Annotated in this window: 10 protein-coding genes; 9 read left to right on the forward strand and 1 reads right to left on the reverse strand. The window is 74.1% G+C overall.

The genetic code is table 11. The features are described 5' to 3' along the window. Positions 1-96 precede the first annotated feature (96 nt). The 5 genes from A8713_RS20890 to nudC all read left to right on the forward strand — a co-directional run bounded on the left by A8713_RS20890 (position 97) and on the right by nudC (position 10,618). A complete protein-coding gene (locus A8713_RS20890; protein WP_064535157.1) occupies positions 97-489 on the forward strand; it encodes an MGMT family protein in 393 nt (130 codons plus the stop codon). Between the two features lie 311 nt (positions 490-800). Then, entirely contained in the window at positions 801-4,193 is a 3,393-nt protein-coding gene (locus tag A8713_RS20895; RefSeq protein ID WP_079159065.1) for an ATP-dependent helicase, read from the forward strand. A 191-nt stretch (positions 4,194-4,384) separates the two neighbouring features. Beyond that, a complete protein-coding gene (locus tag A8713_RS20900) occupies positions 4,385-8,068 on the forward strand; it encodes an ATP-dependent DNA helicase (RefSeq protein ID WP_064535159.1) in 3,684 nt (1,227 codons plus the stop codon). A gap of 47 nt (positions 8,069-8,115) precedes the next feature. Further along, positions 8,116-9,519: a dipeptidase gene (locus tag A8713_RS20905; RefSeq protein WP_064535161.1), complete on the forward strand. Its 1,404-nt coding sequence runs from the start codon at positions 8,116-8,118 to the stop codon at positions 9,517-9,519. Between the two features lie 154 nt (positions 9,520-9,673). Next, positions 9,674-10,618 carry an NAD(+) diphosphatase gene (gene nudC / locus A8713_RS20910; protein ID WP_064535163.1) on the forward strand — a complete coding sequence of 315 codons (945 nt, stop codon included), beginning with the start codon at positions 9,674-9,676 and terminating at the stop codon, positions 10,616-10,618. A 117-nt stretch (positions 10,619-10,735) separates the two neighbouring features. Here the strand turns inward: nudC and A8713_RS20915 are convergent, their stop codons facing one another. After that, the gene (locus tag A8713_RS20915; RefSeq protein WP_064535166.1) at positions 10,736-10,978 is read right to left on the reverse strand and encodes a mycoredoxin; all 243 of its coding nucleotides are present in this window, start codon (positions 10,976-10,978) and stop codon (positions 10,736-10,738) included. A 221-nt stretch (positions 10,979-11,199) separates the two neighbouring features. On the opposite strand from A8713_RS20915, the gene A8713_RS20920 reads away from it, so the two are divergent. From A8713_RS20920 to A8713_RS20935, 4 genes are all read left to right on the forward strand, one after another. Further along, on the forward strand, positions 11,200-13,413 hold the full coding sequence (locus tag A8713_RS20920) for an ATP-dependent DNA helicase UvrD2 (RefSeq protein WP_173860879.1): 2,214 nt from the start codon (positions 11,200-11,202) through the stop codon (positions 13,411-13,413). Positions 13,414-13,577: 164 nt separating this feature from the next. Continuing rightward, a complete protein-coding gene (locus A8713_RS20925) occupies positions 13,578-13,898 on the forward strand; it encodes a hypothetical protein (protein WP_018571302.1) in 321 nt (106 codons plus the stop codon). Positions 13,899-14,074: 176 nt separating this feature from the next. After that, the gene (locus tag A8713_RS20930) at positions 14,075-14,443 is read left to right on the forward strand and encodes a WhiB family transcriptional regulator (RefSeq protein WP_026253134.1); all 369 of its coding nucleotides are present in this window, start codon (positions 14,075-14,077) and stop codon (positions 14,441-14,443) included. Further along, complete coding sequence (locus tag A8713_RS20935) at positions 14,440-14,766, forward strand: hypothetical protein (protein WP_018571304.1); 327 nt, start codon at positions 14,440-14,442, stop codon at positions 14,764-14,766. Before A8713_RS20930 ends, A8713_RS20935 begins: the two co-directional genes overlap by 4 nt.

Consider the following 14,766-nt stretch of genomic DNA (forward strand, 5'->3'; position numbering starts at 1 on the left):
GGTCCGACAGTCTGCCCCACGCGCCGCCCGTGAGCGAGGCGGGCGGTTCGAGGAGACCCCGCCGCGCTGTCGGTGGTGTGCGGCAGGATGGCTGGGATGAGCGAAGTGAGCTTTCCCGGCGGCGAGGGGTCCGACGGCCCGCAGGAACTGCCCGAGTACGCCGAGCGGGTCCTGGAGGTGGCCGAGGGGATCCCGGCGGGCCGGGTCATGACGTACGGGGACGTCGCCGAGTGGCTGGAGGAGGGCGGACCCCGCCAGGTGGGACGCGTCATGGCGCTCTACGGCGGCGCCGTCCCCTGGTGGCGGGTCGTCCGCGCGGACGGCACCCTGCTCCCAGGCCACGAACTGCGCGCGCTCGCCCACTACCGCTCCGAGGGCACACCGCTGCGGGAGGCGGGCCGGGCGGCCGAGGGCCACCTGCCCCGGCTCGACATGAGGCGGGCCCGCTGGGACGGCGACAGCGGCGGACGTGCGCAGGGTCACACCTGACAGCTTCCGCCATCCGGCACGCCCGTGGGGAGCCCGGAACCCGTACGGGCGAATCCGGGCACCGGCGGGCAATGCCGTACGTTCGTGCAGTGGGGGACACCCGTGACGGCGGTGCCCGCGGTGCCCGGAGAGGCGTACGGGGAGAAACGGAAGCCCGGCCTCCAGGGCGGCGGCGGGCGTAGCGTCGCCCCAGCGCGTCCCCCTCACCCCGAGGCCACCGCCCGCCACGACCGGCGGGCCGCACCCGCGGCCACGGCGCCCCGCGCCGTCCGCGACACCACCCAGCACACCCACCAGGACCGGCGAACCACGTGAGCTCCTCTTCCTCCACCAGGCGCCTGCCGCACCCCCAGGTGCGGCAGGGGAACCGTGGCGCTCACCGACTGGTGCGTACCCCGCCCACGCGACCGGATCCCCCTCGTCTGGACGCCGCCCAGCGTGCCGTGGTTGACCACGGGAGCGGCCCGCTGCTCGTCCTGGCCGGCCCGGGTACCGGCAAGACCACCACCCTGGTGGAGTCCGTCGCCGCGCGGATCGCCCGCGGCCAGGACCCCGAACGCGTCCTGGTCCTGACCTTCAGCCGCAAGGCCGCCGTGGAACTGCGCGACCGCATGGCGCAGCGCACCGGAGCCGCCCGCGCGCCCCGGGCGACCACCTTCCACTCGTTCTGCTACGCCCTCGTCCGCGCCCACCAGGACAGCGATCTGTTCGCCGAGCCGCTGCGGCTGCTGTCCGGACCCGAGCAGGACGTGACCGTCCGCGACCTCCTGGCCGGACAGGTCGACCTGGAGCGGCTGGGCCTCGCCCATGTGCGCTGGCCCGACGAACTGCGCGCCTGCCTGACCACCCGCGGGTTCGCCGACGAGGTCCGCGCCGTCCTCGCCCGCAGCCGCGAACTGGGCCTCGGCCCCGACGCCCTGGCGGCGTTCGCGCGCCGCACCGGCCGCCCCGACTGGCAGGCCGCGGCCGCCTTCCTCGCCGAGTACCTCGACGTCCTCGACCTCCAGGGCGTCCTCGACTACGCCGAACTCGTCCACCGCGCGGTCCTCCTCGCCGGCCGCCCCGACGTCGCCGGGCAGCTCGCCGGCCAGTACGACGTCGTCTACGTCGACGAGTACCAGGACACCGATCCGGCCCAGGTGCGGCTGCTGCACGCCCTGGCGGGGGGCGGCCGGACCCTGCTCGCCTTCGGCGACCCCGACCAGTCGATCTACGCGTTCCGCGGCGCCGACGTGAACGGCATCCTCGACTTCCCCGACACCTTCCCGCGCGCGGACGGCAGCCCGGCGCCCGTCGCCGTGCTGCGCACCTCCCGCCGCTCCGCCGACGCGCTGCTCACCGCGACCCGCCTGCTCACCCGCCGTATGCCCCTCACCCGGCTCCCCGCCGACAAGGTCCGCGCCCACCGGGAACTGATCCCCGTCCACGAGGGCGGGCGCGTCGAGGTCCACACGTACCCGACCGCGGGCACCGAGGTGGACAACATCGCCGACATCCTGCGCCGCGCCCACCTGGAGGACGGCGTCCCGTGGAGCGACATGGCCGTCCTCGTACGCGCCGGCGCCCGCGCCATACCGACCCTGCGCCGCGCCCTGACGGCCGCCGGTGTGCCCCTGGAGGTCGACGGCGACGACCTCCCGCTGCGCCATGAACCGGCGGTCGCCCCGCTGCTCACCGCACTGCGCGCGGTGGCGACGGCCGAGGCGGCGACCCGCCCGGACCCGGCCCGGCCAGAGCCCGGCCGCGCCCCGGCAGGGGAGCACGACCGGGCCCGGGACGGCGAGCGGAGCCGGGCGGACGGCGAGCAGGACGAGGACGGTCCGGGGCCCTGCTGGCTGGACACCGAGACCGCGCTGACCCTGCTCGCCTCGCCGCTCGCAGGCATGGACACCGCCGACCTGCGCCGCCTCGGCCGCGCGCTGCGCGACGAGGAACGGGCCGCGGGCCACCACCTGCCGCCGCCCTCCGACGAACTGCTCGCCCGCGCCCTGGCCGAACCGGAGCGCCTGGTGACGCACGACCCCGCGTACGCGCGTGGCGCCCAGCGCCTGGGCGCGCTGCTCAGGAAGGCCAGGGAGCGCCTCGCGGGCGGCGGCACCGCCGAGGAGGCCCTGTGGGACCTGTGGGAGGGCACACCGTGGCCCACGCGGCTGGAGCGGGCCGCCCGGCGCGGCGGCGCCGCGGGACGCAACGCCGACCGGGACCTGGACGCCGTCTGCGCGCTGTTCGCGACCGCCGCGCGCGCGGAGGAGCGCACCGGCGGCCGGGGCGCGCTGAACTTCCTGGAGGAGATCGACGCCCAGGACATCGCCGCCGACACGCTCACCCGGCGTGCCGTACGCCCCGACGCGGTGCGTCTGATGACGGCGCACCGATCCAAGGGCCTCCAGTGGCGTCTGGTCGTCGTCGCGGGTGTCCAGGAGGGGCTGTGGCCGGACCTGCGGCGCCGCGGCTCCCTGCTGGAGGCCGACCGCATCGGGCGCGACGGCCTCGCCGCGCCGCTTCCCCCGGGCGCCCTGCTGGCGGAGGAGCGCCGCCTCTTCTACGTGGCCGCCACGCGCGCGCGTGAACGGCTCGTGGTGACCGCGGTGAAGGCACCCGCCGACGACGGCGACCAGCCCTCCCGCTTCCTGACCGAACTCGGCGTGGAACCCAAGGACGTCACCGGCCGCCCCCGCCGCCCCCTTTCCGTGGCGGCCCTGGTCGCCGAACTGCGCGCCACCACCGTCGACCCGCGCGTGTCCGACGCCCTCAGGGAGGCCGCCGCGCACCGCCTGGCCCGGCTCGCCGCCCTCAGCGACGAGGACGGCCGCCCGCTGGTCCCCTCCGCGCACCCCTACCGCTGGTGGGGCATGGCCGAGCCGACCGTGAGCAAGGTGCCGCTGCGCGACCGCGACCAGCCGGTCGTGCTCTCCGGCAGCGCCCTCGACCAGCTCGCCAACACCTGCGCCCTCCAGTGGTTCCTGGGCCGCGAGGTGAAGGCCGACGCACCGGCCAGCGCCGCCCAGGGATTCGGCAACGTCGTGCACGTCCTGGCCGACGAGGTCGCCTCCGGCCGCACGCCCGCCGACCTCGCCGTCCTGATGGAACGCCTGGAGACCGTCTGGAACGCCCTCGCCTTCGACGCCCCCTGGAAGTCGCAGCAGGAACGCGACAACGCGCGCGTGGCGCTCGAACGCTTCCTGAGGTGGCACGTCCTGGACCGCGCCGGACGCACCCCGGTGGCCAGTGAGCACGGTTTCGACGTGACGCTCGGCGCGGGCGACCACCAGGTGCGCATCCGCGGCTCCATGGACCGGGTGGAGGCCGACCGGGACGGCCGTGCCTACGTCGTCGACTTCAAGACCGGCAAGCAGGCGCCCACCGGAGCCGAGGTGGCCCGCCACCCCCAGCTCGCCGTCTACCAGCTCGCCGTCCGCGAGGGCGCCGTGGACGACGCCTTCGACGGCACCCGGCCCGAGCCCGGCGGCGCCGAACTGGTCCAGCTGCGCCAGGGCGCGGCCAAGCGGGACGGCGGGGAGACCCTGCCCAAGGTGCAGGCCCAGGAGCCGCTGGAGGGGGAGTGGGTCGGCGACCTGCTGGCCACCGCCGCCGGGAAGGTGCTCGACGAGCGCTTCACCCCGACGACCGGCCAGCACTGCGCGCACTGCGCCTTCCGGGCCTCGTGCAGCGCCCGCCCGGAGGGCCGCCACGTCGTCGAGTGAGCCGGACGACCCGCCCGCCCGGCGCACCTCGCTCGCTCGACGCACCGCGCCTGCCCGGTGCTTCCCGCCCGGCCGACATGTTCCCCCGCGCCCGGGTGACGTATCGCACCACCGGGTCCGACCTGCGGTTCTCCTGCCCGTGAAGGCGGCCGCGGCCACGATTGTCAGTGGCCGCCGCTAGCCTCTTCGACGTGCCCGCCCGAATCACCGATCCCGAGCAGCTCAAGGAACTCCTCGGGATCCCCTTCACCCCGGAGCAGACGGCCTGCGTCATCGCGCCGCCCGCCCCGCAGGTGATCGTGGCCGGAGCCGGATCGGGCAAGACCACCGTCATGGCCGCCCGCGTGGTCTGGCTGGTGGGCACCGGCCAGGTCGCCCCCGAACAGGTGCTCGGCCTCACCTTCACCAACAAGGCCGCCGGCGAGCTGGCCGAGCGCGTCCGCAAGGCACTCGTCCGGGCCGGTGTCACCGACCCCGACACCATCGACCCGGACCACCCGCCGGGCGAACCGGTGATCTCCACCTACCACGCCTTCGCCGGCCGCCTCCTGACCGACCACGGCCTGCGCATCGGCCTGGAGCCCACCACACGCCTGCTCGCCGACGCCGGCCGCTTCCAGCTCGCCGCCCGGGTGCTGCGCGAGGCGTCCGGCCCCTATCCGGCCCTGACCCGCTCCTTCCCCGACCTGGTGGGAGACCTCCTCGCCCTCGACGGCGAGCTGGCCGAACACCTCGTACGCCCCGAGGACCTGCGCGCCTGGGACGCGGAGCTGCTGCACACCCTCCAGGACACCAGGCTCACCAACGCCGACCTGCGCAAGGTCCCCGAGACCGCCGCGGCCCGCCGCGACCTGGCCGAGCTGGTGGGGCGCTACCGGGCCGCCAAACGCGAGCGCGACCTGCTCGACTTCGGCGACCAGATCGCCCTGGCCGCGCGGCTCGCCGGCCTCCCGGAGGTCGGCCGGGCCCTGCGCGAGGAGTTCCGGGTGGTCCTCCTGGACGAGTACCAGGACACCTCGGTCGCCCAGCGCATCCTGCTGGCCGGCCTGTTCGGCGAGGGCACCGGCCACCCCGTGACCGCCGTCGGCGACCCCTGCCAGGCGATCTACGGCTGGCGCGGAGCCTCCGTCGCCAACCTCGACGACTTCCCCGAGCACTTCACCCGCGCCGACGGCCGGCCCGCCGCCCGGCAGGCCCTCAGCGAGAACCGGCGCAGCGGCGGACGCCTCCTCGACCTCGCCAACGGCCTCGCCGCGCCCCTGCGCGCCATGCACGCGGGCGTGGAAGCCCTCCGCCCGGCCCCCGGCGCCGAACGCGACGGCCTGGTCCGCTGCGCCCTGCTGGCCACCCACGCCGAGGAGATCGCCTGGCTCGCCGACTCGATCGCCCATCTGGTGCGCACCGGTAAGGCCCCCGGCGAGATCGCCGTGCTGTGCCGTACGGCCACCGACTTCGCCGAGATCCAGGGCGCCCTGGTCGCCCGCGACGTCCCGGTCGAGGTGGTCGGCCTGTCCGGGCTGCTCCATCTGCCCGAGATCGCCGACCTCGTCGCCGTGTGCGAAGTGCTCCAGGACCCGGGGGCCAACGCCTCCCTGGTGCGGCTGCTGACCGGCCCGCGCTGGCGGATCGGCCCGCGCGACCTCGCCCTCCTCGGCCGCCGGGCGAGGCTGCTCGTCGCCCACGCGCGCGGGGACGCCGACGACGACCCGGACCGCAGGCTCGCCGAGGCGGTCGAAGGCGTCGACCCGGCCGAGGTGGTCTCCCTGGCCGACGCGCTCGACACGTTCCTGGAGGGCTCCCCGGACGGCCGGGACGACGAGCTGCCGTTCTCGCCGGACGCGCGCGTGCGCTTCGCCCGGCTCGCCGCCGAACTGCGCGACCTGCGCCGCTCCCTGTCCGACCCGCTGATGGACGTCCTGCACCGAGTGCTGGCCGTCACCGGCCTGGAGGTGGAGCTGTCGGCGTCCCCGCACGCGCTGGCCGCCCGCCGCCGCGAGACCCTCTCGAACTTCCTGGACGTCGCCGCCTCCTTCGCCGCGCAGGAGAGCGAGGCCACCCTGCTGGCCTTCCTCGGCTTCCTGCGCACCGCCGCCCAGTACGAGAAGGGCCTCGACAACACGCTGCCCGGCGGCGAGAACACCGTCAAAGTGCTCACCGCCCACCGGTCCAAGGGCCTGGAGTGGGACGTCGTGGCGGTCCCCGGCCTGGTCACCGGCGCCTTCCCCAGCAGCCAGGGCCGGGAGAAGTGGACCAGCCAGGGCAAGGTGCTGCCGCACGCCCTGCGCGGCGACGCCGCCACCCTGCCCGACGTGGACGACTGGGACGCGCGGTCCATGAAGTCCTTCCACGAGGCCATGAAGGACCACCAGCACACCGAGGAGCTGCGCCTCGGCTACGTCACCTTCACGCGGCCCCGCTCCCTGCTGCTCGGCTCCGGCCACTGGTGGGGACCGAGCCAGAAGAAGCCCCGCGGTCCCTCCGCTTTCCTGGAGGCGCTGTACGACCACTGCGCGGCCGGACACGGCGAGATCGAGGTCTGGGCGGAGAAGCCGGGGGAGGACGAGGAGAACCCCGCGCTGCACCAGGGTGGTGCCGACCAGGCATGGCCCCTGCCGCTGGACGAGACGGCCCTGGCCCGCCGCCGGGCCGCCGCGGCGACCGTACTGGCCCACTTGGAGGGTCTCGCCGGCCTCGCCGCCGCGGACGGCCCCCGCACGGACGGTGCCCACGGAGGGCCGGCCCTCACGCCCGCCGCCGTACACGACCCGGACTCCCACGACGACCCGGACTGGCCCCCACCCCCGGACGACGACGAACCGCCCTACGACGAGCCGCCCTACGACGAATCGTCCTACGACGACGAACCGCCCTACGAGGAGGACGTGCCCCCGGCGGACGCCCCCGGCGGCCACGGGCTGCCCGGGGACCCCAGCGATCCCGGCGACACCGGTGACACCGGTGGCCGGGACTCCTGGAGCACGGCCCGCCCCGCCGTCCCGCACCAGGTCACACCGGTGGACGGGCACATCGCCGCACCGCCGTCGCCCCCGCGGCCGGCCGCCGCACCGGCCCCCGAAGCCTTCCCGGGCCAGGGGAGCCCCCCGCAGCCCCGGCGCCTCACCCCGGAGGAGGCCCGCACCATCGCCTCCTGGGACCGCGACCTCGACGCGCTCGCCGGAGAGCTGCGGCGTTCCCGGCAGAGCGTCACCGACGTCCTCCTGCCGACGACCCTGACCGCCACACAGCTGCTGCGCCTGGCGGCCGACCCGGACGCCTTCGCGGCGGAACTCGCGCGCCCCATGCCGCGCCCCCCGCAACCCGCCGCACGCCGGGGCACCCGCTTCCACGCGTGGATCGAGACCCGCTTCGAAGCGCTCACGCTGCCCCTGCTGGAGCCCGAAGAACTGCCCGGCGCGGACGACGCCGAGATCGCCGACGAACACGATCTGGAAGCCCTCAAGGAAGCCTTCGAACGCACCGAGTACGCCCACCGCACCCCCCATCGTGTCGAGGCCCCCTTCCAGCTGGAGATAGCCGGCCGGGTCGTCCGCGGCCGGATCGACGCCGTCTACAAGGAGGGCGACGGCGAGGCGACGGCGTACGAGATCGTGGACTGGAAGACGCACCACTCGCACACCGCGGACCCGCTCCAGCTCGCCGTGTACCGGCTGGCCTGGGCCGAGCGGCACGGCCTGCCGCTGGAGCGGGTCGGAGCCGCGTTCGTGTACGTCCGCAGCGGCGAGGTGGTCAGACCGCGGAACCTGCCGGACCGGGCCGCGCTGGAACGGCTCCTGCTGGACGAGCCCGCGAACGGGCAGGCGGACGGCTGCGAGGACGGGCAGGCGCACCGGCACCGGGGCCCCGGCGCAGTGTGACGAACCGCCCGAACGGGCTGTCACCGCGTGCCGATAGGCTCGGGAGCATGAGCCAGACCCCGGACAGCGTCGTCCGTACGTACATCGAGCAGCACCGCACCGCCTTCCTCGACGACCTCGCCGAGTGGCTGCGCATCCCCTCCGTGTCGGCCCAGCCCGACCACGCGCCCGATGTACGGCGCAGCGCCGACTGGCTCGCCGCCAAGCTCCGGGACACCGGCTTCCCCACCGCCGAGGTCTGGCCGACACCGGGTGCCCCGGCCGTCTTCGCCGAGTGGCCCGCCGCCGACCCCGGCGCTCCCACGGTCCTGGTCTACGGACACCACGACGTACAGCCCGCCGCCCGCGAGGACGGCTGGCACAGCGAGCCCTTCGAGCCGGTCGTCCGGGACAACCGGCTCTACGCGCGCGGGGCGGCCGACGACAAGGGCCAGGTGTTCTTCCACACACTCGGGGTGCGCGCCCACCTCGCGGCCACCGGCGCCACCGCCCCGGCCGTCCACCTCAAGCTGCTGATCGAGGGCGAGGAGGAGTCCGGCTCCCCGCATTTCCGGGCACTGGTCGAGGAGCGGGCCGACCGGCTCGCCGCCGACACCGTGATCGTCTCCGACACCGGCATGTGGTCCGAGGACACGCCCACGGTGTGCACCGGCATGCGCGGGCTCGCCGAGTGCGAGATCCGGCTCTACGGCCCGGACCAGGACATCCACTCCGGTTCCTTCGGCGGCGCCGTGCCGAACCCGGCGACCGCCGCCGCCCGTCTCGTGGCCGCCCTGCACGACGAGCACGCGCGCGTGGCCGTCCCCGGCTTCTACGACGGCGTGGTCGAGCTGACCGACCGCGAACGCGAACTCTTCGCCGAGCTGCCCTTCGACGAGGAGCGGTGGCTGCGCACCGCCAAGTCGTACGCCACCCACGGCGAGGCCGGGCACACCACGCTGGAGCGCATCTGGGCCCGCCCCACCGCCGAGGTCAACGGCATCGGCGGCGGCTACCAGGGCCCCGGCAGCAAGACGGTCATCCCGTCCGACGCGATGGTGAAGCTGTCGTTCCGCCTGGTCGCCGGGCAGGACCCCGACCACGTCGAGAAGGCCGTCCGCGCCTGGATCGGCGAACAGGTGCCCGAGGGGATCCGACACGAGACGGTGTTCGGCGCGGCCACGCGTCCCTGTCTGACCCCGCTGGACCACCCGGCCCTGAGGTCCGTCGTCCGCGCCATGGAGCGGTCCTTCGGCACTCCGGTCCGCTTCACCCGCGAGGGCGGCTCGGGACCGGCCGCCGACCTCCAGGAGGTGCTCGGCGCACCCGTCCTCTTCCTGGGCATCTCCGTCCCGTCCGACGGCTGGCACGCCCCCGACGAGAAGGTCGAGCTCGACCTCCTGTTCAAGGGCGTCGAGACCAGCGCGTATCTGTGGGGTGACCTCGCCGAGCACTGGCGCGATGTGCCCTGACCTGCCGCCGCCGTCCGGCACCTCGCCGCGCGCGGGGCACACTGGAAGCGCCGCCCCGCGCTCCGAGGGCCCCGCCGGACCGGTCCCCTCCTGCCGTCCGTCCCGCTGAACCGCCGCCGAATCAACCGTTGCACCGGGGGAGTTGGAAGCACCCGTGACCACCTGGACCGACCACACCGCAGACCGACCCATCTCGCTCACCGCGCCCAGCGGCATCGACCGGGCCGCCCACCACCGGCTCGACGAGGCATGGCTCGCCGCGGCGTGGAGCCACCCCACGACCCGCTGCTTCGTGGTCTCCGGCGGTCAGGCGCTGATCGACGAGACGCCCGACGGCCGCACCGAGCTGGTGATGACCCCGTCCTTCGAGGCCCCCCTCACCGAGGCGCACCGCTACTTCCTCGGCACCGATGAGGACGGCGTCAGCTACTTCGCCCTCCAGAAGGACTCGCTGCCCGGCCGCATGGACCAGTCCGCGCGCCCTGCGGGCCTGCGCGAGGCGGGCCTGCTGCTGTCGCCCCGGGACGCCGGCCTGCTGGTGCACGCGGTGGCCCTGGAGAACTGGCAGCGGCTGCACCGCTTCTGCTCCCGCTGCGGGGAGCGCACCGTGATCGCCGCGGCCGGCCACATCCGCCGCTGCCCGGCCTGCGGCGCCGAGCACTACCCGCGCACCGACCCGGCGGTGATCATGGCGGTCACCGACGACGAGGACCGCATCCTCCTCGGCCGCCAGGTGCACTGGCCCGAGGGCCGCTTCTCGACGCTCGCCGGGTTCGTCGAGCCAGGCGAGTCCATCGAGCAGTCGGTGCGCCGCGAGGTCCACGAGGAGGTCGGCGTCGCCGTCGGCCAGGTCGAGTACGTCGCCAGCCAGCCGTGGCCCTTCCCCTCCAGCCTCATGCTGGGCTTCATGGCCCACGCCACCTCGACCGAGATCGATGTCGACGGCGAGGAGATCCACGAGGCCCGCTGGTTCTCCCGCGAGGAACTGCGCACGGCCTTCGAGTCCGGCGAGGTCCTGCCGCCCTACGGCATCTCCATCGCGGCCCGCCTCATCGAACTCTGGTACGGCAAGCCCCTGCCGACCAGGAGCGTCGTCTGACCGCGGGCACCGCGCGAAATACGAGAAGGCGGCCCCCGACGAACTCGGGGACCGCCTTCCGGCGCGCTCGTGCGCTCCGGCTCCGCGCCCGGCAGGCGCGGGGAACACCGACCGGGCTCAGACGCCGATCTTCTGCTTGACCTGCGCCAGCGACGGGTTCGTCAGCGTCGAGCCGTCCTCGAAGAGCACGGTCGGCACCGTCTGGTTGCCGCCGTTCGCCTTCTCGACGAAGGCCGCGGACTCCGGGTCATGCTCGATGTTGATCTCGGTGTACGCGATGCCTTCGCGGTCCATCTGGCCCTTCAGACGGCGGCAGTAGCCGCACCACGTGGTGCTGTACATCGTCACAGTGCCCGGCATGTCTCTCGTGCTCCTTCGGCGGGTCGGGGACGTCATCGTCGCAGTGGGGGAACGCGCGCCGCACACCGGGCATTCCCACCGGGGGTATCGGGACGGAGCGCGCGGCGCCTCGGCGTGACACCGGTCGCAGCAGGGTGACACCGGTCGCATCAGTACGACTGCAAGGGGCTGCCTGTGGACAACCGGCTCACCCGTCTCCCGCGACCTGGCAGCATGGCGGTGTGACAGCAGCAACGCACTCCACCCTCTTCCCGCAGGTACCGGACTCTGCCGACGCGGTGCTCGAAGGGCTCGACCCCGAGCAGCGCGAGGTGGCCACCGCGCTGCACGGTCCGGTGTGCGTACTGGCGGGCGCCGGTACCGGAAAGACCCGGGCGATCACCCACCGGATCGCCTACGGGGTGCGCGCGGGCATCCTCCAGCCCTCGACCGTGCTCGCCGTCACCTTCACCAACCGCGCCGCGGGTGAGATGCGCGGCCGGCTCCGCCAGCTCGGCGCCCAGGGCGTCCAGGCGCGCACCTTCCACTCCGCCGCGCTGCGGCAGTTGCAGTACTTCTGGCCGAAAGCGATCGGCGGCAGCATGCCCCGCCTCGTCGACCGCAAGATCCAGCTCGTCGCGGACGCGGCCGCCGCCTGCCGCGTCCGGCTGGACCGGGGCGAGCTGCGCGACGCCGCCGCGGAGATCGAATGGGCCAAGGTCACCCAGACCGTCCCGGCCGACTACGCCCTCGCAGCCGCGAAGGCCGGCCGCGACACCCCGCGCGACGTCGCCGAGCTCGCCCAGCTGTACTCGGTCTACGAGGACCTCAAGCGCGACCGCTCGGTCATCGACTTCGAGGACGTCCTGCTGCTCACCGTCGCCATCCTCCAGGACCGGCGTGACGTCGCCGAACAGATCCGCGCCCAGTACCAGCACTTCGTGGTGGACGAGTACCAGGACGTCAGCCCGCTCCAGCAGCGCCTGCTGGAGCTGTGGCTGGGGGAGCGGGACAGCCTGTGCGTGGTCGGCGACGCCAGCCAGACGATTTATTCGTTCACGGGAGCAACCCCCGACCATCTGCTCGACTTCCGTGTCCGTCACCCCGGCGCCACCGTCGTCAAACTGGTCCGCGACTACCGCTCCACCCCCCAGGTGGTCCACCTCGCCAACGGACTGCTGGCGCTGGCCCGGGGCCGCGCCGCCGACCACCGGCTGGAACTGGTCTCACAGCGTCCCGCGGGCCCCGAGCCGGAGTACACGGCGTACGCGGACGAGCCCGCCGAGGCCGAGGGCGCGGCCCGCCGCATCCGCGACCTCATCGCCTCCGGCGTCCCGGCGAGCGGGATCGCGATCCTCTTCCGTACGAACGCCCAGTCGGAGACATACGAGCAGGCCCTCGCGGACGCCGGGGTGCCCTACCAGCTGCGCGGTGCCGAGCGCTTCTTCGACCGCCCCGAGGTGCGCAAGGCCGGTATCGCCCTGCGGGCCGCCGCCCGCTTCGGCGGCAACGACGCCCTCCTCGACGACACCGTCGACCTGCCCTCGCAGGTGCGGGCCGTGCTGTCCGGGGAGGGCTGGACCCTGCAGCCCCCGGCCGGCTCGGGCGCCGTCAGGGAGAGCTGGGAGTCGCTGGCCGCGCTGGTGAACCTCGCGCGGGACTTCGCCGCGGCTCGCCCCGGCGCCACACTGAGCGACCTGGTGGCCGAGCTGGACGAGCGCGCCAACGCCCAGCACGCCCCCACCGTCGAGGGCGTCACCCTGGCCTCCCTGCACTCGGCCAAGGGCCTGGAGTGGGACGCCGTCTTCCTGGTCGGCGTCGCCGAGGGCATGATGCCGATCACCTACGCCAGAACCGACGAGCAGATCGAGGAGGAGCGCCGGCTGCTCTACGTGGGCGTCACCCGCGCCCGCGAGCGGCTGCTCGTCTCCTGGTCGCTGACCCGCACACCCGGCGGGCGCCCCAGCCGCCGCCCGAGCCGCTTCCTGGACGGACTGCGTCCGGGCACGGCCGGCGCGACCGGGCAGGGCGCCGCGGGTGCCGTCGGGGGGATCGAGCGGGGGACCGCCCCGGCCGCGGGTGCGGCCCGTACGGCGGGCGCCGTCCTCCGGCGTACCCAGCGCGTCCCGGCCCGGTGCCGGGTCTGCGGCCGCACCCTCACCGACGCCGGCGAGATGAAGCTGATGCGCTGCGACGACTGCCCCTCCGACATGGACGAGGGCCTGTACGAGCGGCTGCGCGAGTGGCGGGAGGAGCAGGCGCGGCTCAGCGGGCAGCCCGCCTTCTGCGTCTTCACCGACAGGACGCTGATGGCGATCGCCGAGACCGCGCCCGAGGACGCGCGCGAGCTGGCACGCATCCCCGGCGTCGGCACGCGCAAGCTGCGGCGCCACGGGGCCGATGTTCTCGCCATCTGCGCAGGCCAGGAGCCTCCGGACGAAGAGATCGACAACTGATGCGAACTCGTCGAAAAAATAGTTTGCGCATGCCCCGGCAATCCCCATAGGTTCTTGGTCACGGGGACAGCGGCCTTCCTGAGGCCCTGATTCCGTGTTGTACTTGCATATCCGTACGGACTGGTTCACCCCAGTCCCCCAGACGCCGAGAGGAGGCGAGCCCAGTGATCAGCATCAAGAGCAGCTTCTTCAGCACCGCCAAAATGACCGATCGCTCGGTCGCTTCCCTGTGCATGCTCGGCGTCTCGGACCAGGGCACCGGTGTGTCCGGCGTTCGCGCCGCGCGTCCGGCGTCCTCCCTGTCTCTCGCGGGCCTCCCTGTCCGCGAGGGCAATGAGCGACCGACCGAGGCACTGGAAGCAGTAGTGGCACAGGCCCGCGCCTATGCCTTTACGGCGGCCGGTGCCGGTATCCGGAAGCAGACGACGCACCACCACCAGATGTGGGCCTTCCGTGGGCCAGAACCCTGGAGTGATCCAGCCTGATCGTCGATCAGGCCGGCGCCTTCAGGGCCGCGGAACCCCACCCGGGATCCGCGGCCCTTCTGTTTTCCCCGAACGGGGACGACGGACCGAAGGGGCCTCGGGACAAGAAAAGAACCCGGTACCCAGCCGACACCCGGCCGACCCGGCCGGACCGACCAGACGAGGAAACACCCACCGTGCAACTCGAAGCGCACGCCCCGTCCGTACCGCCTTCCGACACGATCCCCAAGCCCGGTCTCACGGAGGACCCCGCCTTGATCCCCCTCACCGCGCTCACCGCGCTCGACGACGCCATCGAGAACCTCGGCGTGCCCGTCCCCTGCCGCTCCTACGACCCGGAGGTCTTCTTCGCCGAGTCGCCGGCGGACGTGGAGTACGCCAAGTCCCTGTGCCGCACCTGCCCGCTGATGGAAGCCTGCCTCGCGGGCGCCAAGGAGCGGCGCGAGCCCTGGGGTGTCTGGGGCGGAGAGCTGTTCGTCCAGGGTGTCGTCGTCGCCCGGAAGCGGCCCCGTGGCCGTCCGCGCAAGAACCCGGTTGCGGCATGAACATCCCAGGAACGATCGATCGCCCCCTTACGCACGACCCCCAGAAGCAGGCCCCGATGAAGCCGTCCGTCCCCAGCGAGCCCGCAGGCTCCGCCACCGAAGACGTCACCACCACCGGCGCGAACGACTCGCGTCAGAACAGGACCCGCGAGATGCAACTCATCCCAGAAGCCATGGCTCGTGCGCATATGCAGGAGCGGCTGCACGAGGCGGACCGCGAGCGCCACGCCCTGCGCGTGGTGGCCGCCCGCCGGATGCAGCGCCGCGCCGAGCGCGCCTCACGGCGTGCCCGCCGCGCGCTCGCCATGGCGGTCATGCACTGA

It is taken from the genome of Streptomyces sp. SAT1, from assembly GCF_001654495.1.
GTDB lineage: Bacteria > Actinomycetota > Actinomycetes > Streptomycetales > Streptomycetaceae > Streptomyces > Streptomyces andamanensis.